Origin of the sequence: Frigoribacterium sp. PhB116 (assembly GCF_004364285.1) — a bacterium.
Lineage (GTDB): Bacteria > Actinomycetota > Actinomycetes > Actinomycetales > Microbacteriaceae > Frigoribacterium.
Genome location: NZ_SOBE01000002.1, coordinates 959,535 through 978,563 on the forward strand (window position 1 = coordinate 959,535; position 19,029 = coordinate 978,563).

General features: G+C 73.2%; 16 protein-coding genes. 8 read left to right on the forward strand and 8 right to left on the reverse strand.

The window, feature by feature from the left end; all coding sequences use genetic code 11:
* Positions 1-68: 68 nt before the first annotated feature.
* From EDF20_RS10935 to EDF20_RS10945, 3 genes are all read left to right on the forward strand, one after another.
* Positions 69-1,313: an aminoglycoside phosphotransferase family protein gene (locus EDF20_RS10935; protein WP_166644802.1), complete on the forward strand. Its 1,245-nt coding sequence runs from the start codon at positions 69-71 to the stop codon at positions 1,311-1,313.
* A 425-nt stretch (positions 1,314-1,738) separates the two neighbouring features.
* On the forward strand, positions 1,739-3,871 hold the full coding sequence (locus EDF20_RS10940; RefSeq protein ID WP_123548652.1) for a DEAD/DEAH box helicase: 2,133 nt from the start codon (positions 1,739-1,741) through the stop codon (positions 3,869-3,871).
* 183 nt (positions 3,872-4,054) lie between these two features.
* Positions 4,055-4,450, forward strand: coding sequence for a VOC family protein (locus EDF20_RS10945; RefSeq protein ID WP_123548653.1), 396 nt, complete (start codon positions 4,055-4,057; stop codon positions 4,448-4,450).
* 88 nt (positions 4,451-4,538) lie between these two features.
* On the opposite strand, the gene EDF20_RS10950 is transcribed toward EDF20_RS10945, so the two are convergent.
* The gene (locus EDF20_RS10950) at positions 4,539-4,811 is read right to left on the reverse strand and encodes a mycoredoxin (RefSeq protein ID WP_123548654.1); all 273 of its coding nucleotides are present in this window, start codon (positions 4,809-4,811) and stop codon (positions 4,539-4,541) included.
* Positions 4,812-4,886: 75 nt separating this feature from the next.
* Between EDF20_RS10950 and EDF20_RS10955 the strand changes: the two genes are divergently transcribed.
* Entirely contained in the window at positions 4,887-6,644 is a 1,758-nt protein-coding gene (locus tag EDF20_RS10955; protein ID WP_133738643.1) for a pyruvate dehydrogenase, read from the forward strand.
* A gap of 116 nt (positions 6,645-6,760) precedes the next feature.
* On the opposite strand, the gene EDF20_RS10960 is transcribed toward EDF20_RS10955, so the two are convergent.
* Positions 6,761-8,116: a phosphotransferase gene (locus EDF20_RS10960; RefSeq protein WP_133738644.1), complete on the reverse strand. Its 1,356-nt coding sequence runs from the start codon at positions 8,114-8,116 to the stop codon at positions 6,761-6,763.
* A 119-nt stretch (positions 8,117-8,235) separates the two neighbouring features.
* Here EDF20_RS10960 and EDF20_RS10965 point away from each other — a divergent pair, with 119 nt between their 5' ends.
* Entirely contained in the window at positions 8,236-9,024 is a 789-nt protein-coding gene (locus EDF20_RS10965; protein ID WP_133738645.1) for a CYTH domain-containing protein, read from the forward strand.
* A 30-nt stretch (positions 9,025-9,054) separates the two neighbouring features.
* Here the strand turns inward: EDF20_RS10965 and EDF20_RS10970 are convergent, their stop codons facing one another.
* The 4 genes from EDF20_RS10970 to EDF20_RS10985 all read right to left on the reverse strand — a co-directional run bounded on the left by EDF20_RS10970 (position 9,055) and on the right by EDF20_RS10985 (position 13,089).
* Complete coding sequence (locus tag EDF20_RS10970) at positions 9,055-9,648, reverse strand: DUF1697 domain-containing protein (protein WP_133738646.1); 594 nt, start codon at positions 9,646-9,648, stop codon at positions 9,055-9,057.
* 6 nt (positions 9,649-9,654) lie between these two features.
* Positions 9,655-11,763, reverse strand: a complete 2,109-nt coding sequence (locus EDF20_RS10975) for a S9 family peptidase (RefSeq protein ID WP_133738647.1) — start codon at positions 11,761-11,763, stop codon at positions 9,655-9,657.
* 45 nt (positions 11,764-11,808) lie between these two features.
* Positions 11,809-12,654, reverse strand: a complete 846-nt coding sequence (locus tag EDF20_RS10980; RefSeq protein WP_123548659.1) for a hypothetical protein — start codon at positions 12,652-12,654, stop codon at positions 11,809-11,811.
* Between the two features lie 84 nt (positions 12,655-12,738).
* Positions 12,739-13,089 carry a hypothetical protein gene (locus EDF20_RS10985; RefSeq protein WP_123548660.1) on the reverse strand — a complete coding sequence of 117 codons (351 nt, stop codon included), beginning with the start codon at positions 13,087-13,089 and terminating at the stop codon, positions 12,739-12,741.
* On the opposite strand from EDF20_RS10985, the gene EDF20_RS10990 reads away from it, so the two are divergent.
* Together EDF20_RS10990 and EDF20_RS10995 are read left to right on the forward strand one after the other, a co-directional pair.
* Positions 13,088-13,690, forward strand: coding sequence for an 8-oxo-dGTP diphosphatase (locus tag EDF20_RS10990; RefSeq protein WP_133738648.1), 603 nt, complete (start codon positions 13,088-13,090; stop codon positions 13,688-13,690). The two genes, EDF20_RS10985 and EDF20_RS10990, sit on opposite strands and share 2 nt — an antisense overlap.
* A 157-nt stretch (positions 13,691-13,847) precedes the next feature.
* The gene (locus EDF20_RS10995; protein ID WP_133738649.1) at positions 13,848-14,153 is read left to right on the forward strand and encodes a hypothetical protein; all 306 of its coding nucleotides are present in this window, start codon (positions 13,848-13,850) and stop codon (positions 14,151-14,153) included.
* A 73-nt stretch (positions 14,154-14,226) separates the two neighbouring features.
* Here EDF20_RS10995 and EDF20_RS11000 read toward each other — a convergent pair whose 3' ends face one another.
* Positions 14,227-15,528, reverse strand: a complete 1,302-nt coding sequence (locus EDF20_RS11000; RefSeq protein WP_133738650.1) for an ABC transporter permease — start codon at positions 15,526-15,528, stop codon at positions 14,227-14,229.
* A gap of 40 nt (positions 15,529-15,568) precedes the next feature.
* Complete coding sequence (locus tag EDF20_RS11005) at positions 15,569-17,281, reverse strand: cation:proton antiporter (RefSeq protein ID WP_133738651.1); 1,713 nt, start codon at positions 17,279-17,281, stop codon at positions 15,569-15,571.
* 189 nt (positions 17,282-17,470) lie between these two features.
* Here EDF20_RS11005 and EDF20_RS11010 point away from each other — a divergent pair, with 189 nt between their 5' ends.
* Positions 17,471-19,018 carry a carboxylesterase/lipase family protein gene (locus EDF20_RS11010; protein ID WP_133738652.1) on the forward strand — a complete coding sequence of 516 codons (1,548 nt, stop codon included), beginning with the start codon at positions 17,471-17,473 and terminating at the stop codon, positions 19,016-19,018.
* Positions 19,019-19,029: the final 11 nt, after the last annotated feature.

Here is a 19,029-nt window from a genome sequence, read left to right on the forward strand (position 1 = left end):
ATCACGATCGGGTAACCGTGCCGCGCCGTCGGCCCGCGGTGGCGGCCTCCGACGGGTTTACTGAACGCGTGTGGCCGAACTCAGCAGAGGTGCTCCCCGCGGCCTTCGCCGGCTCGGGGCTCACCGTCGTCGCCTTCCGGCCCCACTCGGTCGAGCCCTCCGGGCACGGGTTCCTCTACGGCTACGAGGTCGACACGGTCGACGAGGCGGGCACCTCCGACACGGTCCTGACCTTCATCGACACGGACGTGTCGACGGCGGACGCGACGAGCGTCCTCACCACCGACCCGTCGACGGGGCAGCAGCTCGCCGTCTGGGCCTACCCGGCCGACCCGCTCCTCCCGGCACTCGCCGGCGTCACCTACCCCGACCGCGTCACCGAGTCGCTGGCCGCGCTCGGCATCGTGGTCACCTCGCCGACCCTCAGCGTCGCCGCGTACCGGCCGGGCAAGAGGGCGGTCATCCGGCTCGACTCGCCCGAGACGACCGTGTTCGTCAAGGTCGTCCGCCCCGACCGCGTCGCCCCGATCGTCGCCCAGCACGAGGCATTCCGAGCGCAGGGCCTCCCGGTGCCCCGCGTGCTCGCGTCGCGGCCCGACGGGCTCCTCGTGCTCGAGCGAGTCCCCGGCGTGCCGGCGGGGCAGCGCGTCGCCGACCTCGCGGACGAGCCGCGCTTCGTGCGGCAGATCGTCGACCTCGGCCGGCTGGTCGCCGGCGTGCACATCACGAACCGGGCCCAGTCGGACGCCCTCGACCACGCGGACTGGCACCGCGGCACGCTGTCGACGGCCCTGCCGCAGCGTGCGCCCGAGATCCACGCCCTGTACGGCGAGATCGAGCGTCGGCGGTCGTCCTGGACGGGCGACGCCCTCGCCGTCATCCACGGCGACCTCCACCTCGAGCAGCTCTTCGTGGACCCGGAGCGGCCGTGGCACGTCACCGGCCTGCTCGACATCGACACCGCCGGGCTCGGCCACCCCGCCCGCGACGCCGCGGCCCTGGTCGCCCACCTCGTCGTCACGGGGCAGTGGCACCGCGGCAACGGCGACGAGTCCGAGGCTCGCGCGTGCGAGCGGCTCGCGGACGAGCTCTCGCGCACCTGGGCGCGCGCGGCGCCGGAGCTCGCCGACCGCCTCGCCCCGGCGGCCGCGGCCCAGCTGCTCGCCCACGCGGGGGGCCAGGCGACGCTCGGCACGGACACCGGGCGGCGCAAGGCGGAGCAGCTGCTCGGCGCCGCGGCCGGGGCCCTCGGCGGCTGGCCGGCCCCCGCCGCCCGCGACACGGCGGCGCCCGGTGGCGTCGCGGGCGCGTGAGCGCGTAAAGTAGGGCGCAGCACCGTCCGTGTCGTCGTCCGACACGGTGGGTCCGACACGACCGGCGGCGGCTCGTCCGCCTCGCAGGTCTGTGTCGGCCAGGTCCGTGTCGGCCAGGTCTGCACGGGCCCGGTGACGTGTCGCCGGCACCGCGCCTCCTCCGCACCTCGCGTCTGAGGCTGGTTCCGTCCGTCCGTGCCTTCCCGCCGTCCGACCCGAAGTCGTCCGGTCGTGTCTCGTCTCGCCCCGGTGTCCGCACCGCGGCGGTCCGTCGCGTCGGGGCAGGCGAGGGCCGGGGCACACGAGAGCCGGCGCAGACGAGAGCCGGGGCCAGCCCCCGGGCCGGAGCGCCGCACCGCAGCACCACCCGTCGTCGCTCGACGACACAGCACCGTCGACCGTCGCGTCGACCACGAGGAGGAGCCTTGGCTCGACCAGGCCAGCGTCAGCAGGGCGGCACCCGCACCGCCCCCCAGAAGCACCGCCGCCGCGAGGTGGACAACGACGGGCTCATCCCCGTCCTCGCCCGGGCCGTGCGCGAGGTGGAGGCCGCCGCCCAGCGCGGGCAGGTGAAGCCCTCCAGCCGCACGAAGTTCCAGGTCATCGCGCTGCTGATGCGCGAGGAGCGCGCCCGCGTCAAGGTCGACAAGGCGATCAGCGACTCCGAGCGCGCCGAGCAGATGAAGCGCCTCGACGGCGTCGCCCAGATCCTCGCGAAGACCGCGGCCCGCGACACGTCGCTCATCGCCCTGCTCGGCGAGGACGCGGTCGTGTCCGAGAGCGCCAAGGCCCTCAAGCGCGACATGCAGATGTCCGCCGGCATGGAGCTCGCGCCCGAGGAGCAGGTCGTCGTGCGCGAGGCCGCGCCCGTCGCGCCCGTCTCCGAGCGCCAGGTCGTGCCGCAGTCGGTCGTCTCGCGTCAGCTCGCCAACCCGTTCCTGCCGCCGGACTTCTCGCTCGCCGAGGTCACCCGCGAGGTGCACCCGGTGCGCCTCGCCAACTGGGAGCTCTTCGGCCCGCTCTTCAAGTCGTTCGAGTACGGCGCCGGCGGCGGATCCGCGTGCATGCCGCTCCCCGAGCCGACGACCGTCGACGCCCCGGCCGGCGCGACTCTCATGCACCACCAGGCACAGCTCGTCGAGTCCGCCCGCCAGGGCCACCGCACCTACCTGCTCGCCGACGAGCCCGGCCTCGGCAAGACGGCCCAGTCGCTGCTCGCCGCGCAGGCGGCAGGCGCCTACCCGCTGCTCGTCGTCGTGCCCAACGTCGTCAAGACGAACTGGGCCCGCGAGGTCCAGCTCTGGACGCCGACCCGCACGGCCACGGTCATCCACGGCGACGGCGACACCCTCGACGCCTTCGCCGACGTGGTGATCGTCAACTACGAGGTGCTCGACCGCCACGTCGGCTGGCTGGGCGACCTCGGCTTCAAGGGCATGATCGTCGACGAGGCGCACTTCATCAAGAACAAGGAGTCGCAGCGGTCACGGCACGTGCTGCAGCTGTCGGAGCGCATCCGCTCGCGCACGGCGCACCCGCTGCTGATGGCGCTCACCGGCACGCCGCTGATCAACGACATCGAAGATTTCCGGGCGATCTGGGAGTTCCTCGGCTGGATCGGCGACAAGAAGCCCGCCGCCGAGCTCATGGAACAGCTCGAGGAGGCGGGCCTCACGCCGGCCGATCCCGGCTTCTTCTCGTCCGCCCGCGAGATCGTCATCGACCTCGGCATCGTCCGACGCCGCAAGGTCGACGTCGCCGCGGACATCCCGGCCCGCCGCATCGCCGACCTCCCCGTCGAGCTCGACGACGAGGCCGGTCGCTCCATCCGCGAGGCCGAGCGCGAGCTGGCCCGCCGTCTCGTCTCCCGGTACCGGTCCGCGCTCGCGGCCCGCACCTCCGGCGTCCGGGTCGAGGGGATCGACCACGACCTGGTGCGCCAGGTCGCCAAGTGGGAGCTCGAGGACACGACCACCGCGAAGAACGGCGAGAACGTCTTCAGCATGGTGCGCCGCATCGGCCAGGCCAAGGCCGGGCTCGCCGCGGACTACACCGCGCAGCTCGCCCGCAACGTCGGCAAGGTCGTCTTCTTCGCCAAGCACATCGACGTGATGGACGTCGCCGAACAGACCTTCGCGAAGCGCGGCATCAAGTACTCGTCGATCCGCGGCGACCAGACGCCGGCCGTGCGCCAGCGCCAGATCGACGCGTTCGTGGACGACCCCGAGGTCGAGGTCGTCGTCTGCTCGCTCACGGCGGCCGGCGTCGGGCTCAACCTGCAGGTCGCGTCGAACGTCGTGCTCGCCGAGCTGTCGTGGACGGACGCCGAGCAGACGCAGGCCATCGACCGCGTGCACCGCATCGGCCAGGAAGAACCCGTCACCGCCTGGCGCGTCATCGCCGCCCAGACCATCGACACGAAGATCGCCGAGCTGATCGACAGCAAGGCGGGCCTCGCGGCGCGCGCCCTCGACGGCGACGACAGCGAGGTGGTCGACTCGACCGACATCCAGCTCAGCGCGCTCGTCGCCCTCCTCACGGAGGCCCTCGCCGAGTAGCTGCACCTCGCGCCGGACTGCCGTCTCGACACTGCACCGGCCGCCCCGGCGGGCGAGTTCGTCGGTCCCGGGCCGTCATGGCAGCCCGGCTGCGACGAACTCGCCCGCCGTCGAGGGACGCCTCCCAGGAGGCGGGAGTTGGGTCGGGTGACCACCACACGCACGCACCCGAAGGAGCACCCCATGCCCGAGATCCAGGGCTACGCCCACGTCGCCATCACCGTGTCCGACCTCGACGCGAGCCTCGCGTTCTACGAGTCGCTGCTCGGTGCTCCGCCCGTCGGGCAGATCGTGCTGGACGGGCTCGACCGTCGCCTCTTCTCGGTCGGCAACGGCCAGATCCTCGGCGTGACCGCCTACACCGAGGGCAAGGCAGTCCCCTTCGACCCGACCGTGCCCGGCCTCGACCACATCGGCTTCGCCGTGGCCGACCGCGACGCCGTCGTCGCCTGGCAGGAGCACGCCGCGTCGGTCGGCATCGAGTCCGACCTCGAGGACCCCGACTTCGGCACCACCCTGATGGTCAAGGACCCCGACGGCAACCAGATCGAGTTCTTCGCGGCCGCACCGCAGAGCTGACGCGACTCGGCGCACGAGAACGCCCCGCGCCTCCTGAGGGAGGGACGGGGCGTTCTCGCGTCGCAGGCGCCGGTGCGCCTGGTGGCTGTCAGAGCCCGAGCTTCGCCTTCACGTCGGCGAGCGACGGGTTCGTCGCGGTCGAGCCGTCGGGGAAGATCACGGTCGGCACCGTCTGGTTGCCGCCGTTGACGCTCTCGACGATCTCGGCGGTGCCCGCGACCTCTTCGATGTTGACCTCGGTGAAGCCGATGCCCTGCTTGCCGAGCTGCTGCTTCAGGCGGGCGCAGTAGCCGCACCACGACGTGCTGAACATCGTGATGGAGCCGGCTTCGGGGACGTAGGAGGTGGCGGTGTCGGTCATGGGCACAGGCTATGCCCGGTCGGCGGTGAGGGACGGGGGAGTTGGCTGGGAGGAACGACACGAGGAGGACACACCGTGGCAGACACCGTCGCCGACCAGATCATCGCCCAGCTCGTCGCCGCCGGGGTCCGGCGCATCTACGGGATCGTCGGCGACAGCCTGAACCCGATCGTCGACGCGGTCCGCCGCACCGGAGGTTCGGCGAAGGGCGGCATCGACTGGATCCACGTGCGCAACGAGGAGGCGGCGGCCTTCATGGCGTCCGGCGACGCGCAGATGAGCGGCGAGCTCGCCGTCTGCGCCGGCTCCTGCGGCCCCGGCAACCTGCACCTGATCAACGGCCTCTACGACGCCCACCGCAGCCGTGCGAAGGTGCTCGCGATCGCGAGCCACATCCCCAGCGCGATGATCGGCACCGACTACTTCCAGGAGACGCACCCCGACCGGCTCTTCGTCGAGTGCTCGGGCTACTCCGAGATGATCTCGACGGCCGTCCAGTCGCCGTCGGTCGTCGCCTCCGCCATCCGGCACGCGGTGGCCGGGCACGGCGTCAGCGTCGTGACGCTGCCCGGCGACATCGCGGAGCTCGAGGCGCAGGGCGCCACGCCGCCCCACCTCACGACCCGCGCCCCCGAGCTCGTCCCCGCGCAGGAGGACGTGCAGGCCCTCGCCGACGCGATCAACGCGGCCGGCACCGTCGCCTTCTTCGTCGGCGAGGGAGGCCGCGGCGCCCACGACGAGATCATCGAGCTGGCCGGCGTCGTCGGGGCGCCGATCGGCCACAGCCTGCGCGGCAAGGACGTCATCCAGCACGACAACCCCTACGACGTCGGCATGACGGGCCTGCTCGGCTACGGGGCCGCGCACGCGGGCATCCACGACGCCGACCTGCTCGTGCTGCTCGGCACCGACTTCCCCTACCCGCAGTTCCTGCCCGACGGCGACCAGGTGACGGTCGCCCAGGTCGACGTCGAGGCCGCCGTGATCGGTCGTCGCGCGACGGTGCACGTGCCGGTTCACGGTGCCGTGCTGCCCACCCTGCGCATGCTGAAGCCGCTGGTGAAGCCCAAGAAGAGCCGTCGGTTCCTCGACAAGACGCTCGAGAAGCACGAGAAGCTGATGGGCAGCGTCGTGGGCGCGTACACGAAGAGGGCCGAGAAGCTCGTCCCGATCCACCCCGAGTACGCGGCGTCGATCCTCGACGAGATCGCCGCCGACGACGCGATCTTCACGGCCGACACGGGAATGGCGAACGTGTGGGCGGCCCGGTACATCACGCCGACGGCCGATCGTCGCGTCTTCGGCTCGTACCTGCACGGCTCGATGGCGAACGCCCTGCCGCACGCGCTCGGAGCCCAGCTCGCGTTCCCCGGCCGCCAGGTCGTCTCGATGTCGGGCGACGGCGGGCTCTCGATGCTGATGGGCGAGCTGATCACGGCGAAGATGTACGAGATCCCCGTGAAGATCGTCGTCTTCAACAACTCGACCCTCGGCCTGGTCAAGCTCGAGATGCTCGTCGACGGCTACCCGGACTTCGGCGTCGACGTGCCCTACGTCGACTACGCCGCGGTCGCGCGGTCGATCGGCATCCACGCGGTGCACGTCGACCAGCCGGGCGACCTCCGCGACGGCTTCGAGGCCGTGTTCGAGCACGACGGACCGGCGCTGATCGACATCGCGACCGACCCGCAGGCGCTCTCGCTGCCTCCCGCGATCACGGGGGCCCAGGTGAAGGGCTTCTCGCTGGCGATGTCGAAGATCGTCATGAACGGAGGCGCGGGCGAGGTCGTGTCGATGGCGCGCTCGAACCTGCGCAACGTGCCGCGGCCGTAGGGCCCGGCACGGCAGCGCGAAGGCGGCGCGGCACCGGTCCCCAGGACCGGCGCCGCGCCTCCTCCGCTCCGTCACCACCGCGCGCGTGGCGCGAGGCAGAGGCGGCGGTGCGGGCCTCAGCCCGCGCGGCGACCCGACCGCGCGACGAGTCGAGCGACCGCAGCGAGCGGGATGCCGATCCAGTCCGGCCGGTTCCGCTTCTCGTAGATGGCCTCGTACACGGCCTTGTCGATCTCGAACGCGTCGAGCAGGGCGCGCTGGGCGCGCACGTCGACCCCCGAGGAGGCGATGTACCCGTCGACGAAGGCGACCCGCGAGTCGTGCGCCCAGGCTGCCGCGTCGACCGGGGGAGACTGCTGCGCGAGCGACCCGGCGACGTAGTCGAACGAGCGGAGCATGCCGGCGATGTCCCGCAGCACGAGGTCGGCACGCGAGCGCTCGGGCATCGGCCGGAGAGGCTCGCCCTCGAAGTCGAGCAGGGTCCAGCCGCGGCTGGGCGACTGGAGGGCCTGCCCGAGGTGCAGGTCGCCGTGGATCCGCTGGAGGCGCGGCCACGTCAGGGACTCGGCCGCGTCGTAGACCGCGAGGACCGCCTCCTCGTGCTCGGCGATCTCGGGCACCTCGCGCGCCGCGATCGAGATGCGGCGCCGCATGCTCGTGAGGGCCTCGGCGACGGCCGAGGCGTCGGCGTCGACCGTGCCGAGCTGCTCGGCGAGGGTGGCGTGCACCTCGGCGACGGCGGTCCCGAGCTCGCGGGCGGAGGTGGTGAAGTCCTGGCCGGCGGAGGCGGCGTCGAGTGCGACGCGCCAGGCGTCCTCGGCTCCGGCGAGGAACTCCTGCGAGAAGGCGAGGTGGCCGCGCGCCTCGCCGTGGTCGCGGCCGGGGTCGGGCCAGGTGGCGTGCAGCGACCCGAACGTCGTCGGCACCCTGGTCGAGCCGCCCTCGGTCAGCGCGGCCTGGGTCGTGACGTCGGGGTTGTCGCCGTGGTGCAGCACCCGGAACACCTTCGCGATGGCGTGCTCGACGGGCCCGCCCTCGAGGTCGTAGATGATCGACGTGTTCGACTGCTCGCCCTTCAGCACGCGCGACCTCCGCACCCGCCCGGCCTCGACCAGCGGCGTGCCGTCGACGACGACGTCGGACCCCTCCACGTGGGCACGGCTCGACATCAGCTCGAAGAGGTGACGCGCGTACGCGGGGTCGTGCGGGGCGTCGTAGAGGTAGAGGTCGTCGGCCGAGCCGATGAAGGCCGCGTCGCCGCCGGGCAGCGGGGTGCGGCGCGCGACCACGGGCACCTGGTACAGCACGGGCAGCTCGGGCGCCTCGTCGATCACGAGCAGCGTCATCGCGAGGACGCCGTCGAGGTCGGCCTCGAACGACCCGATCACCCGGATCGCGGGCGTGCTCCCCTTCGTGGCGTACCAGCGCTGTCGCGCCATCCATCCGGCAAGGGTCGGCGCGACGTCGCTCATGCCCCGACCCTACGCCCGCGGGCAGGTGCGGAGACCGGCGAGTCCGGAGGCTGGCGGGTCCGGACCCGCCGGGCTCGGGGCGAAGGCGGTCCGGAGGCCGGTGCGTTAGAACGGTCTCCATGACCACCAACGAGCAGACCGAGATCGAGCGCAAGTACGACGTCGACGAGGAGGCGGTCGTCCCCGACTTCGCCCGCGTCTCGAGCGTCGCGGACCCCGCAGGAGGCGCCGGCTCCGTCCTCGAGGTCGCCCGCGTCGAGCGCTCCGCCCCCGCGCACCTCCGTGCCGTCTACCACGACACGGAGGACCACCTCCTGCTGGGCTCTCGCATCACGCTCCGCCGACGGACGGGAGGCCACGACGAGGGCTGGCACCTCAAGCTCCCTCCCGCGGCCGCCGGCTCGGCCTCGAGTGGTGAGGACTCGAGTGGTCAGGAGATGTCCTCCGAGACCTCTCAGGGGACAGGAACCGACCACTCGACGGCCGCATCAGCCTCCGACGGCAGCACCCGGGGGCGGCGCGAGGTGCACGCGCCCCTCGGCTCGGAGGACGAGGGAGTCCCCGCCGAGCTGCTCGCCCGGGTCGAGGAGCAGCTCGGCGGCCGGACGGTCGCGCCCGTGATCGTGCTCGAGACGACGCGCACGGCGACGACGCTCCGCGACCGGGAGGGCGCGCCCCTGGCCGAGCTCGCCGACGACGTCGTCACGGCGACCGTGTCGGGCCGCGAGGGGGCCGAGCCCGTCGTCCGTCGCTGGCGCGAGTGGGAGGCGGAGCTCGCCCCCGGCGTCGACGGCCCGTCGGGAGACGCCCTGCTCGACGCGATCGAGACGCGCCTGCTCGCCGCCGGCGCCGTCCCCTCGACGTCGCGCTCGAAGCTCGCCCGGGGCCTCGGCGCCGAGCCCGCCTGAGCCCGCGCCCTCGAGGTCAGGCGACGGACGTCAGGGGGAGGGGACGCCGCGGGAGGCGAGCAGCGCCTCGATCTTGCGCACGGTCGCGTCGTTCCGCGCCGTGACCGGCACGGCGAGCGACCGCCACCACGCGGCGGGCACGCGACTGGCGAGCACGCCGTCGGGCAGCCACTGGTAGACCGCCTCGCCCGTCACGACCATCAGCTCGGGGGCGAGGTCGGACGCAGGAGGCGCCTCCTCGACCACGGGACGCCCCGCCTGGGCGAACGCGACCGACAGCAGCTTCGCCTCACGTGACCCGTCGCGCAGCGGGTTCGCCGCCGCGATCCGCGCGAACGCGTCGCCGCCGAGCACGACGAGCTCGGCGTCGACGCCCGTGCGCTGGCGGACGGCTGCCCGCAGGGCGTCGGCGTCCTCGGCCCCGAGCGGACGATCGGCCGAGAACACGAGGTTGCCGCTGTTCAGCAGCGTGGCGGCGCGCTGGTGTCCGAGGTCCTCCGCGGCCGCGCGCAGCTCGACCATCGGCACGCGCTTCGCCGTCCCGACGTTGATCCCGCGCAGCAGCGCGACGTGGTCGAGCCCGACCTGGTCGAGCGCGGCCGTGTCCTGCGCGAGGTGCCCCACGTCGGCCTAGGCGCGGCCGAGCACGTCGAGCAGCCACGCGAGCTCGAAGGCCCGCTCGCGCCACGACTCGTAGCGTCCGCTGACGCCGCCGTGGCCGGCCGACATCTCGGTCTTGAGCAGCACGGGAGCGCCGACGTCGCGCAGCCGCGCCGCCCACTTCGCGGGCTCGACGTAGAGCACGCGGGTGTCGTTGAGCGACGTCACCGCGAGGATGCGCGGGTACGTCGCCCCCTCACGCACGTTCTCGTACGGCGAGTAGCTCGCCATGTACTCGTAGACCTCGGGGTCGTGCAGGGGGTCGCCCCACTCGTCCCACTCGATCACGGTGAGGGGCAGCGACGGGTCGAGGATGCTCGTCAGGGCGTCGACGAACGGCACGGCCGCGACGATCCCGGCGAACCGCTCCGGTGCGATGTTCGCGACGGCGCCCATCAGCAGGCCGCCCGCGCTGCCGCCCTCGGCCACGAGGAGCTCGGGGCTGGTGCGTCCCTCAGCGATCAGGTGGTCGGCGACGTCGACGAAGTCGGTGAAGGTGTTCTTCTTCGACAGGGTCTTGCCCTGCTCGTACCAGGCGCGGCCCATCTCGCCGCCGCCGCGCACGTGCGCGACCGCGAAGACCACGCCGCGGTCGAGCATCGAGAGGCGGGCGACGCTGAAGCCCGGGTCGATGCTGTGCTCGTACGAGCCGTAGCCGTAGAGGTGCAGGGGAGCCGGCTCGCCGACGCGGACGGCGTCGCGCCGCCAGACGAGCGAGATCGGGATGCGGGTGCCGTCGGCAGCCGTCGCCCACTCGCGGGCCTGCTGGTAGTCGGCGGAGTCGTAGTCGCCGAGCACGACCTGGCGCTTGAGCACACGGCGCTCGCCGTTGCGCACGTCGAGGTCGACGACGGTCGAGGGCGTCGTGAACGACGTGTGGACGAACCGCACGGTCGGCTGGGCGAACTCGGGGCCGCCCGACGCCCCTGCCGAGAACAGCGGCTCGTCGAACTCGACCTCGACCGGCTCGCCGATGCCGTCGGGGCCCAGGGGGACGACCGAGAAGCGCGGCAGCGCCTCGCGGCGGTACTCGACGACGAGGTGCCCGGCGAAGGCGTCGACCGACTCGAGTCGGACGGAGGCGCTGTGCGGCACGACGACCTGGCGGTCGGTCGTCGAGGTCGGGTCGTCGGCCGGCACGTCGACCAGCTCGAAGTTCTCGGCACCGTCGTTGTGGACGACCAGGAGGCGGTCGCTGCCCGCGATCACGGCGTGCTCCACCTCGTACTCGACGCCCTCCCGGCGGGGCCAGACGACCCGGAACTCGCCGGTCGGGTGGGTCGCGTCCAGCAGCCAGGTCTCGCTGGTGATCTTCGAGCCCATCTCGATCAGCAGGTACTGGCGGCTGCGGGTGAGGCCGACGCCGATCCAGAAGCGCTCGTCGGGCTCGGTCATCACGACGACGTCGTCGCCCGTCGTGCCGACACGGTGCCGCCAGATGGTGTCGGGCCGCCACGCCTCGTCGACGGTGGGGTAGAAGATCCACTCGCCGGTCGCGTCGAACACGGCGCCGGGAGCGGTGTCCTCGACGCGGTCGTCGAGGTCGCGGCCGGTCTCGAGGTCGCGGACCCGCAGCAGGTAGCGCTCGTCGCCCGTCGTGTCGACGGCCCAGGCCAGGCGGGTGCCGTCGGCCGAGACGTCGAAGCTGCCGAGCGAGAAGAAGTCGTGCCCCTCGGCCTCGACGTTGCCGTCGAGCAGCACCTGCTCGCCCTCGGCGGCGCGGTCGGCGGCGATCGCCGGGGGAGTCCAGTCGTCCGGCCCGGAGATCGGGGCGCGGCAGTGGATGCCGTACTGCTTCCCCTCCGCCGTGCGCGAGTAGTACCACCACGAGCCCTCGCGCACGGGAACGCCGAGGTCGGTCTCCTGCACGCGGCCCTTGATCTCCTCGAAGATCGTCTCGCGCAGGGCGGCCAGGTGGTCGGTCTGCTCGGCCGTGTACGCGTTCTCGGCCTCGAGGTGGGCGATCACCTCGGGGTCCTCCTTGTCGCGCAGCCACTCGTAGGCGTCGACGACGTCGTGGCCGTGGTGGCTGCGGACGACGGGCTTCTGCGGGGCGCGGGGAGGGGTGAGGGAGGCCATCCCGCCAGCCTAGCCAGGCTGCCGCGTCGTGCTCCGGCTCGCGCCTCAGACCCCGCGGTCGGACCCCGTGAGGCCGTCCTGCTCGGGGACGTCGGGGTACTCGTCGGACGCGACGTGGCTCTCGGCGGGGCCGGGGGCCGCCTCCTGTCGACGGATCTCGGCCGCCTCCTCCGGGGTGCCGGCCTTCTCGGCGCCGCCGGCGGTGCGCACGCCCGGCAGCGTGGCGAGGCCGTCCAGGTCGTCGTCGGGCACGCCTGCGGGGTCGGGCAGGTCGGCGGGGTCGGGCAGGTCGGCAGGGGCTGGCTGGTCGGCGTGCGCGTCGCTGGTCATGCGGGCGACGGTACCCGCGCCTCCCGGCCGCAGTCCGTCGTCCGCCAGCAGGGTCGTCGGGGCCCGCAGCCCCGCGACGGTCGGGGCGAGGTGCGCCTCGCCCGGCTCGAGGTCGGCGATGGCCCGGCGCGGGTCGCGGAGGCGTCGGACGCTCTCGTTGAGCCGCGCGTGCAGCTGCATGAGGTGCAGGCGGTACAGGTCGGGAGCGTCCTCGCTGTCGTCGAGGAACGTGTTGCACGCCAGCGTCATCTCGTTGAGCACGGGCAACGCGGTCGAGCGCGGACGCGTGCGCCGACGTGCCGCGCGGATCACGCCCCGCAGCGCGCCGATCGACCGCCGTGCGTGCTGCCAGCCGGGGTCGCGGGTCGCGGCGTCGGGGCTGCGCGTGGCGGAGATGCGCCGGAGCACCCGCCGGAAGTGGATCTCGGTCACGAGCTCGTTGAGGGCCGAGGCCTCGGCCCGACGCGACTCGAGCAGCCGCACGAGCAGGTTCGAGGCGAAGGCCGCCCCGGCGCCGAGGAACGCGCCGAGCGTCACGGTGAGGACGTCGCTCCAGATCATGCGGCCACGCTAGCCGCGACCCCCGACAGCGCGACGCCGAGAACGAGACGTCGCGAGGTCGCCGCCCCAGACGCGGTCAGCCCCTCAGCGCGACGCCGCGTCGATGCGCCCCATCAACGACCAGACGGCGCGCGACAGCTCCGGGTGCCACAGCGCGACCCCGCGGAGGAACCGCAGCTCGTCCTCGGCCCCGAGACCGCCCGCGACGGGCACGCCCTCGACGCCCCGGGCGTCGGCGCGGATGCCGATCACGACCTGCTCGTCGACGGTCGGCAGCGACGGCACGACGTCCCACGGGTCCTCGCCTCCGCGGCAGCGCAGCTCGATCAGGGCGGCCAGCTCGTCGTGCGCCTCGGCCCGCAGCACCTCGAGGCTCCGGCCGGCGCCGCGGAACTCCGGCACGCCGCCGCGGGGTGCGTCGGGCGTCTCGGGCATGACGACGACCCTACGCGGGGCGTCCCTGGACGCCTCCTCGGTGCCCGTCGCGCGGCTCCCGCGTCCCGGTGCCGCGGTCCTGCTCGGCGCCGGGCCGCCGGTCGCTACCCTGGGCGGCATGCCCTACCGCGTCTGCGTCACGTACCTGCTGCGCGAGCGCGACGGGGTCGCCCAGGTGCTGCTCGGCCGCAAGAAGACCGGCCTCGGCGTCGGCTACCACGTGGGCCTCGGCGGCAAGCTCGAGCCGGGCGAGACGGCCGTCGAGGCGGCGGTCCGCGAGGTCGCCGAGGAGGCGGGCGTGACGGTCGACCCTGCCGACCTCGACCCCCGGGGCGAGCTGCTCTACCTCTTCCCCCACCGCGAGTCGTGGAGCCAGCGGTCGTCCGTGTTCGTGACGACCCGCTGGCAGGGCGAGCCGGCCGAGAGCGACGAGCTCGTGCCCGCCTGGCACGACGTGGCCGACCTGCCCCTCGACGAGATGTGGGACGACGCCCGGCAGTGGCTGCCCGGCGTGCTCGTCGGGGGACACGTGGCCCACGAGTTCACCTTCGGCGACGACCTCGCGACGGTGGTCTCCGACCGGCCGCTGCCCACCTCCTGAGGCCCCGTCCGGTCCGCAGAACGGAGGACTCCGGCGCGTTCTGCCCCCTCTCGGGTGCCCCCGCAAGAGGGGGACGCACGCTCCGGGCGCGATCCCTACAGTCGATGGAGACGAGTCATTCGGGTGACAGATCAACACGATCAGGAGAGAGTGCGACATGAGCGGACACCAGGCGGTCACCATCCGTGCGACACGCACGACGGGTGGCACGCGACGGTGGGCCGAGTTGTCCCTGACGACACCGCGATGGGTGGTGGCCCTCGGGTGGGCCGTCGCCGTTGCCGCGATCGTCGTGGGCGCCGTGCTGGGGAGCACGGGACTCGCACTCTCCCTGATCGGCACCGCCGCGGTGCTCACGCGCTTCGCGGTCGTCGCCGTCCGCTTCGCGCACTCGGACCGGGCCGCCGAACAGGCCCTGCTCGCCAGGCGCGGAGCGGCCGCGGTCGCTGCCGGGAGCCGCTGACCAGGCGATCGACGGCCGACCGCGACACGGGCCCGTGTGCACTGCACACGGGCCCGTCGTCGTCTGCAGGGACCTAGCGGCCGTCGGCGTCGTCCCGCCGCGGCACCACGCGCACCGGCCGCGTGTCGAGCCCCGTGTCCTCGAGCCCGCCCGGAGCCCCGAGGAACATGTCGCCGTGCACGTCGCCGTCGACGTCCGAGCCGTCGTCCGCGCCCGCCTCGTACCGCCTCCGCTCGTCCTCGGGCACCGTGTCGATGCTGCCCGTGTCGGTCGCGACGAGCCCGTGCCGCGCGAGCACGTCGTCGCGCTCGCTGATGAGGAAGTCGCGGTTCGCGGCCTGTGCGTCGGCGAACATGGTCGTCCGGCCCGTGACGATGCGGCGGATGCGCCGCCGCTCCCACCACGCCTTGCCGACGATCATCAGGACGACACCGGCGACGGCGTAGCTGACGAGCATCGTCAGGCCGCGGCCGTAGCCGGGGCCGACGTCGTAGAGCACGCGCTTGAGCATCTCGGTGATGCCGCTGCCGACGACGACGGTGTTCAGCCAGGCGAAGGGCTGCGGCATGAACCACGAGGGGTAGGCGCCGCCCGAGGCGGGCATCGACAGGAAGACGAAGACGATCATCGCGGGCAGGGCGACGAAGCGCCCTGCGAAGTAGCTGATGCCGTTCACGGTCAGGCCGATGGCCGTGATCCAGGCCCAGCCGAGCAGCACCAGCTCGCCGTAGTGCCCCTGCACCGCGCCGATCACCGGCCCGGCAAGGGTGTTCGTGATGAGCGAGATCAGCAGCGCGCCGACGACGATCACCGACACCCGGGTGCGGTGCCGCAGCGGCGCGCCCATCAGGCCGATGAACATCGCGACCATGTAGCCGCCGATGCACCAGGCGAGCATGAGGTAGAGCGACACCGTGCCGTACTCGTCGTAGGCGGGCAAGGGCGCGAGGTCCTGGACGACGGGCGTCGCTCCTCCGGCCTCGAGCACCGGCGTGAGCATCGCGGGGATCAGCGCCGACACCTGGTACTGGTGCGCGCTCGCCTTGTAGATGGTCGAGCCGGCCGGGTCCCAGGCGACGGCAGCGTGACCGGTGCGGACGGCCTCGCGCGCCTCCTCGACGGTGGTCTCGCCGCGGACGACGAAGACGCCGGGGTCCGCCTCGTCGAGCGCCTGCTGCAGCTCCGACGACGACCCGACGACCGCGATCGGCACGTCGTGGGGGTGCGGGGCGTGGAACGCGGCGATGTAGCACAGGCAGAAGCCGACGATGAAGAACAGCGGCAGCCAGAGCTGCAGCCCGATCAGCTGCAGCGACGGGTGCAGTGTCGAGTACCAGCGGCGGAAGCGCCCCGGATCGGGCTTCGTCGACGTCACGCGTCCTCCTTCTCGCTCGCCGTCACGATACGCCCGGCCCTCACGACCGTGTGCTCGACATCGCGTTGGTGTCCATGGCGAGCTCCTCCGCGTCGATGCCGAGCAGCACGTGGCGCATGACCTCCTCGTCGAGGGCGCCCGCGTCGCGCTCGCGCAGAACCACCTCGCGCCGCTTGTCGAGCAGCTCGCGCCGGATCTTGCTGATCGCCCGCGGCACCTCGCGTCGGCGGTCGCGCTCGGCGCCCGTGACGGTGCGGTCGGAGGCGTCCTCGACGGCGCCGCGCTGGAGGGCGTCGTTCTGTCGCACGAGCCTGGCCGTGGCCGCCTGGATCGCCCGCTCGGTCAGCTCGGGGCCGTACTGCGCCGTCCACGCCGCCCGCCGCGCCTCGACGTGCTCGAGCGTCTCGGCGGTGCTCGTCGCGAAGAGCGCGAGCTGGGCGGCGAGGTCGCGGTCGCGCTGGCTCGTGTCCTGGACGCCGAGCCGGCGGATCACGGCAGGCAGCGTCAGCCCCTGCAGCAGCAGCGTCCCCACGGTCACCACGAACGCGATGAGGAACATGGTGTCGCGCGCGGGCACGGGCACCCCGCTCTCGGTCACGGCGGGGATCGACACGACGGCGGCGAGCGTCACCACCCCGCGCATGCCCGTCCACGAGATGACGCTCAGCTGCCGCCAGTCCAGCCGCGGCTGCGGGTGGTAGCGCACGCGTCGCAGCGCCGGCACCCGGCGCATGCCCCGCAGGAGGCGCGACAAGAGCAGGTAGCGCAGCACGCGGGCCGCGTAGTAGCTCGCGAAGACGAACGCGGGCCGGACGAGCACCACCACCGCGAGGACGACGAAGGCGACCCCGACGCTCTGGCCGAGTCCTCGGTCGCTCGCGGCCACCTCCTGGACGACCGTGCGCAGCTGCAGCCCGATCAGGGCGAAGACGAAGCCCTCGAGCAGCACGTCGGCGGCGGCCCAGAACGGGCGCTCCTGCAGGCGGGTCGCGTAGCCGGTGCGGGGCGAGTTGAAGCCCACGAAGAGGCCGGCCGCGACCACGGCGAGCACGCCCGAGCCGCTCAGCTCCTCGGCCGTGATGTACGCGATGAACGGCAGCAGCAGCCCGATCACGTTCTCGATGACGGGGTCGTCGATGCGCATCCGCACGCGGTGCGCGACGAAGCCGAGCACGAGGCCGACGGCGACGCCCACGCCGATGGCGAGGCCGAAGATGCCGAGGTCCTCCCAGAGCGTCAATGAGGCGCCCCCCACGATCGCGAGGAACACCTTCACCAGCGTCAGCGACGCCGCGTCGTTGATCAGGCTCTCGCCCGAGAGCACGGTCATCACCTTGCGGGGCAGGCCGAGCTTGCGACCGATCGCGGCGGCCGAGACCGCGTCGGGCGGGGCGACGACGGCTCCGACGAGCACGGCGGCCGGCCACGTCATGTCGGGGATCAGCACGTAGGCGACCCCGCCCACCACGAACGCGGTGACGACGACCGCGCCGATGCCGAGCCGCTGGATCTGCACGCGGCTCTCACGGAAGTTCAGCAGCGACACGTCGAGGGACGCCGAGTAGAGCAGCGGCGGCAGCACGACCGTGAGGATGACCTCGCTGTCGATCTGGATGTCGGGCACCCCGGGCAGGAACGACACGGCGAGCGCCACGGCGACCGTGAGCAGCGGGGCCGGCAGGCCCTTCCAGCGCGCGAAGCCGGTGACGAGGAGGGAGCCCGAGAGGATGATCAGCACTTCGGCGAGTTCCATGCGGCGTGAGTCCCCGTTCCGTCGGTGCAGAAGTGCAGTGTGTGAAGTCGTTCACCAGTCTCTCAGGCGGCACCTCGGAGAACTCCGGATGAACGACGGTCGTCGGGCGGACGACCGGTGCGCGACGGGCCTGCGACCGGTGCGCCGCCGGTGTCTGCCGCCTCCGCCTCCTGCTCGTAGAGTCGGGTCGTGACCCGCACCGCTGACGACAACCCCCTGCTGCGCGAGACCGCCGGCGGCCTCGTCCGCGGGGTGCGCGAGCGGGGCGTGCTCGCCTGGCGCGGCATCCCGTACGCGGCGGCTCCCACCGGCGCTCGCCGCTTCCGGGCCCCGGCCCCGGCCGCTCCCTGGTCGGGCGTCCGCGACGCCGCCGAGTTCGGCCCGGCCGCCCCGCAGGACCGAGGGCAGTTCGTCGGCGTCGACCGCCGCACCCCGCTCGACGAGGACTGCCTCACCGTCAACGTCGTCGCACCCCGCGCCTCCCGGCCGGGCGACCGCCTCCCGGTGCTCGTCTACGTCCACGGAGGCGCGTACAGCGTCGGCTCGTCGCGCGAGTACCCGAGACAGGGCGAGACGCTGGTGCGCGACTCCGGGCTCGTCTACGTCAGCATCAACTACCGGCTGGGCGCGCTCGGCTGGCTCGACCTCTCGCACTGGTCGACTCCCGAGCGCCCGGTCGAGTCGAACCTGGGACTGCGCGACCAGGTCGCGGCGCTCGAGTGGGTCCGCGCCAACGTCGCGGCGTTCGGGGGAGACCCCGGCGCGGTCACCCTCTCGGGCGAGAGCTCGGGCGGCAACGCGGTGACGACGCTCATGACGGTGCCGTCGGCACGCGGCCTCTTCGCCCGGGCCATCGCGCAGAGCTCGCCGACGAACGCGGTCTACCTGCCCGAGGTGACCCGGCGCTGGGCGGCCGAGTTCCTCGAGCTGCTGAGCCACCAGGTCGGCGACGACGACCTCGAGTCGACGTCGCTCGACGACGCGGCGCAGATGCTCGAGGAGGCGCCGGTCGCCTCGATCGTGCGGGCGGCGGCCGAGCTGCAGCTCCGCACCCCGGACGAGGAGCCGGGCACGATCTGCTTCTGCCCGGTGATCGACGGCGACGTACTGCCGGAACGGCCCCTCGACGCCTTCAAGGCCGGCCGGGCCCACCCCGTGCCTCTGATCATCGGGACGAACGACCGCGAGGGCTCGGTCTTCACGGGGCGGCGGGACATCCTCGCGACGACCAAGCCGCGCATCCGCGCGATCTTCGCCGCCACCGCCAAGCCGTCCCGCAAGGCGATCAAGAAGCTCTACCCCGGGCTGCCCGACCGCCCGGCAGCGCTCGACTTCGGCGGGGACTACGCGTTCTGGTTCCCGTCGGTGAAGGTCGCCGAGCGCCACGCGCGCCACCAGCCGGTGCGCTTCTACCGCTTCGACGCCGCGCCGCGCATCCTCCGCGTCGCCGGGGTCGACGCGTTCCACGGGCTCGAGCTCTGGGCGCTCTACGACCGGATGCGCACGCCGTTCGGCTGGGCGATGAGCCTGCTGGGCGGTCGTCGCGCGTTCCTCCGCACGGCCTCCCGCATGCGCGCACGCTGGGTCGAGTTCGTCCTCACCGGGGCGGTCGCCGACTGGCCGACCTACGAGCCCGAGCGCCGCCGCACGCTGGTCATCGACGACGTCGACCGGGTCGAGGAAGACCCGCGGGGCGACCGGCGCCGGGCCTGGCAGGAGTTCGTGCCGCACGTCTGAGCGGAGCCGGA

What these genes read in the sequence shown, in the direction of transcription:
- EDF20_RS10945 (WP_123548653.1), top strand. Translation starts at nt 4,055, where the DNA reads ATGCCCGAGATCCAGGGCTACGCCCACGTCGCCATCACCGTGTCCGAC.
- EDF20_RS10950 (WP_123548654.1), bottom strand. Translation starts at nt 4,811, where the DNA reads ATGACCGACACCGCCACCTCCTACGTCCCCGAAGCCGGCTCCATCACG.
- EDF20_RS10960 (WP_133738644.1), bottom strand. Translation starts at nt 8,116, where the DNA reads ATGAGCGACGTCGCGCCGACCCTTGCCGGATGGATGGCGCGACAGCGC.
- EDF20_RS10965 (WP_133738645.1), top strand. Translation starts at nt 8,236, where the DNA reads ATGACCACCAACGAGCAGACCGAGATCGAGCGCAAGTACGACGTCGAC.
- EDF20_RS10975 (WP_133738647.1), bottom strand. Translation starts at nt 11,763, where the DNA reads ATGGCCTCCCTCACCCCTCCCCGCGCCCCGCAGAAGCCCGTCGTCCGC.
- EDF20_RS10980 (WP_123548659.1), bottom strand. Translation starts at nt 12,654, where the DNA reads ATGATCTGGAGCGACGTCCTCACCGTGACGCTCGGCGCGTTCCTCGGC.
- EDF20_RS10990 (WP_133738648.1), top strand. Translation starts at nt 13,088, where the DNA reads ATGACGACGACCCTACGCGGGGCGTCCCTGGACGCCTCCTCGGTGCCC.
- EDF20_RS10985 (WP_123548660.1), bottom strand. Translation starts at nt 13,089, where the DNA reads ATGCCCGAGACGCCCGACGCACCCCGCGGCGGCGTGCCGGAGTTCCGC.
- EDF20_RS10995 (WP_133738649.1), top strand. Translation starts at nt 13,848, where the DNA reads ATGAGCGGACACCAGGCGGTCACCATCCGTGCGACACGCACGACGGGT.
- EDF20_RS11005 (WP_133738651.1), bottom strand. Translation starts at nt 17,281, where the DNA reads ATGGAACTCGCCGAAGTGCTGATCATCCTCTCGGGCTCCCTCCTCGTC.